Raw genomic sequence first — 3,274 nt, forward strand, 5'->3', positions numbered from 1 at the left:
AAATGTAAATACTTACTAAATGAAACGAAAATAGTACATAAAAATAAGAAAATTATTATGTATACAGTATTTTTTCGATACGAAATGGAAAATATAGTGTATGATAGAAGATGTGTAGTCTGGTATGACAAATTTACAGTTTCATAGTACAGGGGGATATATATGGCAACACATATGGCGGCTTCCAGCCGAGAAGGAAAAAAATTGAATGACGGCGTATTTTGGGCCGGACAGGCAGCACAGCAGGCAATCGCCCAGTATGGCGAACAGGCTGTCGTCAATGCGACGGTTGGCTGTTATGCCGGTGAAGACGGTGAACTGGGCTGTCTTCCGACGGTAGAAGCACTGTATCGTACGCTGCCTATTGATGACTTTATTACGTATGCACCGCCTATTGGCCTGCCGGAATACCGCCAGGCAGCGATTGCCGAAACCTTTGAAGATCAGCGGCCTGACGGCTATGCCGATGCTGTGGCGACGGCCGGCGGGACCGGTGCTGTTCACATTGCTATTACGAACTATTCAGAAGTTGGCGATACAGTGCTGACGACGGACTGGCGCTGGGGCATTTACGGCGGCCTGTGCCAGGAAGTGGGCCGAAAACTGGCCGCTTTTTCTCTGTTTGATGAAGAACGGCATTTTAATCTGCCAGCCTTTGCAGCGGCTATGACCGATATTTTGAGCCGCCAGGATTCACTGCTGCTCATCCTGAATACGCCGGCTAATAACCCGACGGGCTTTGCCATGTCGGAAGAGGACTGGGACGGGGTGCTGCAGATCTGCCGGGAACAGGAAGCAAAAGGCAAGCGCATTACTATTCTGGTTGATATTGCCTATATTGCCTATGCCGGTGAAAAAAATGCAGTCCGTCAGTTCATGAAAAAGTTCAGTAATTTGCCGCCTCACATTCTCATCCTCTTTGCCTTCAGCATGTCCAAAGGGTATACGCTGTACGGCCAGCGGGCCGGCGCATTGGTAGCCCTGTCGTCAAGCCGGGATGTTATTGACGAATTTGTTGAATTAGGCCGCTATTCAGCACGTACGTCCTGGTCCAACGTCAACCGGGCAGCTATGACGCTGCTGGTCAAAGTCCGTCAGGACCCGAAACTGCAGCAGCAGGTAGATGCAGAACGGCAGGCGTTCTTTGACGTCATCTGGAAGCGGGCCGATCTGTTTATGCAGGAAGCGGCGCAGTGCGGTCTGCGCATCGTGCCGTACCACGGCGGTTTCTTCATCTCTATTCCTACTGACGATGCCTCTGCCGTGTGCAGACGCCTTCAGGAAAAGCGTATTTTTGCGGCTCCCCTGGCGCAGGGCGTGCGCCTTGGCGTCTGTTCCGTGCCGCTGCACCAGATACAGGGTCTGGCGCTGAAGATCAAGGAAGCCATTGAAGACATGTAAGGCTGCACCGTCATGATTACAGCGTACGATCGAGGTGGTCCAGGTATTGGAAGAAAATATCCAGGCTTTTCTGGACATTGGGCCTGGGCGACCGGTGAGTCAGGATATATGCCGTAATCGTCGGCGGTGCCGGCTGAAGGGAACAACTGGAAAACGGACCATGTTGCTGGGCATATGCCGCAAGAAACTGCGGCATAATTGTCCAGCTTTTTTTATTGTGCTCCATAATCTGCATAGCCAGGCGGGCACTGGATACGTCGTTAGGGTGGTTGTGTTCCGGCGGCCAGCAGGCGTCATGCCAGTGTCTGAATTCATCTGACCACGGGACGTACAGTTCCTGGCCGGCGTCGAGGCCTTCCGTAGGGATCGGCTCGTTCCGGCCGGGAAGGGCCGTCTTGTGGCACAGGAAGGTCAGGGCTGTACGTTTCCAGGGACGGCAGTACAGTTCCGGTGAAGACGACGGGCGCCAGCCAATGGCGACGTCAATAATGCGCTGTTCTACAAGAGGCGGAAATTCGATGGAATGTTCCGTGTGAATCTGCAGATTCAGGTGGGACGAATGAGAGAGAAGCTGGGCAAACAGGGGCGGAAAGATGTAGTCGTTGAGAATCTGTACGGAGCCAATGGACAGGGACAGGCGTTCCCCCAGACTTTTAAACCGCTGTGCTTCTTCCCAGACGGCGTACCAGCGCCGGGCAATGGACAGAAAATCCCTTCCTGACGGCGTGAGTGTCGTTTCCTTGATGCCCCGGCCCCGGTCCAGCAGGGTCATGCCCAGTTCGTCTTCCAGCGTTTTCAGACGGCGTGTCACAGCGGTCTGGGAAATATACAGTTCTTCTGCAGCCTTGCTGATGCTCTGATATTTGACAATCGTCAGAAAGGCCTGTATGTCGTGAAAATTCATGGACAGTCTCCTTTAAATATGCGAAAAACTGCTATTTAAACCAATATATTACTATTTTACATTATATTTAATGGCCTGTACAATAGAACCATAGCGAGAAGATGCTCGCCTGGTAATACGTAAAGGAGGATATACGTTGACAGATACATTACTTTTGGATATTGGCATTATTGTGCAGATCATATTGATTGACCTGGCCCTGGGCGGTGATAATTCCATCGTCATCGGCATGGCAGCGAAGAACCTGCCGCCGCACCTGCAGAAACGGGCTATTTTATACGGCACAGCCGGAGCGATTCTGCTGCGCTTTGTCCTGGCCTTCATCGTTTCCTGGCTGCTGGTCATTCCCTTTTTGAAAACCCTGGGCGGCGTGCTTCTCGTCGGTATTGGCATTAAGCTCATCGGTGCGCATGACAAGGAAGAATCGGTTCATGTGGAAGCGAAGGATTCTCTCGGTGCAGCCGTGCGCACGATCATCCTGGCCGACGTCCTCATGAGCCTGGACAACGTTCTGGGTATTGTCGGCGTGACGAACAACCACTGGGGGCTTCTCATTTTCGGCATGCTCATTTCTGTGCCCATCATCATTCTGGGCAGTACAATGGTCATTAAGATTATGAACCGCTTCCCTGTTCTCGTCTACATTGGCGGCGCTATTCTGGGCTGGGCTGCCGGCGGCATGGTGGCAACAGATACATATCTGGCACAGTACCTGCCCTTCGCGGCGTCCCATCCCATGGAAATTAAGATCGCCTTCCTGGCTGTTACGCTGGCCGGCGGTTTTGCATGGCGCTGGAAACAGCGCAGCCATGTCAGCAGTGTGGCACAATAACATAACCGGAAATACAGTACGAAAGGCTGTCGCCAGAAGCGGCGGCCTTTTTTGTATGGCCTGGGCAGAGTACTATTCCTGTTCCATATGCCGGTCGCCCACAGGCCGTTGTCCGTCTGCAGCAGAATCTACCCTGT

The 3,274-nt window shown here is 52.5% G+C and carries 3 protein-coding genes; 2 read left to right on the forward strand and 1 reads right to left on the reverse strand.

Annotated elements, in window-relative coordinates; genetic code table 11:
• Positions 1-162: 162 nt before the first annotated feature.
• Positions 163-1,401 carry a pyridoxal phosphate-dependent aminotransferase gene (locus Q3886_RS09585; protein ID WP_301861228.1) on the forward strand — a complete coding sequence of 413 codons (1,239 nt, stop codon included), beginning with the start codon at positions 163-165 and terminating at the stop codon, positions 1,399-1,401.
• 16 nt (positions 1,402-1,417) lie between these two features.
• Here the strand turns inward: Q3886_RS09585 and Q3886_RS09590 are convergent, their stop codons facing one another.
• Positions 1,418-2,305 carry a LysR family transcriptional regulator gene (locus Q3886_RS09590; protein ID WP_301861229.1) on the reverse strand — a complete coding sequence of 296 codons (888 nt, stop codon included), beginning with the start codon at positions 2,303-2,305 and terminating at the stop codon, positions 1,418-1,420.
• 136 nt (positions 2,306-2,441) lie between these two features.
• Here Q3886_RS09590 and Q3886_RS09595 point away from each other — a divergent pair, with 136 nt between their 5' ends.
• On the forward strand, positions 2,442-3,137 hold the full coding sequence (locus tag Q3886_RS09595) for a TerC family protein (RefSeq protein WP_301861231.1): 696 nt from the start codon (positions 2,442-2,444) through the stop codon (positions 3,135-3,137).
• Positions 3,138-3,274: the final 137 nt, after the last annotated feature.

It is taken from the genome of uncultured Megasphaera sp. (assembly GCF_958350005.1).
In the GTDB taxonomy this organism is placed as follows: domain Bacteria; phylum Bacillota; class Negativicutes; order Veillonellales; family Megasphaeraceae; genus Megasphaera.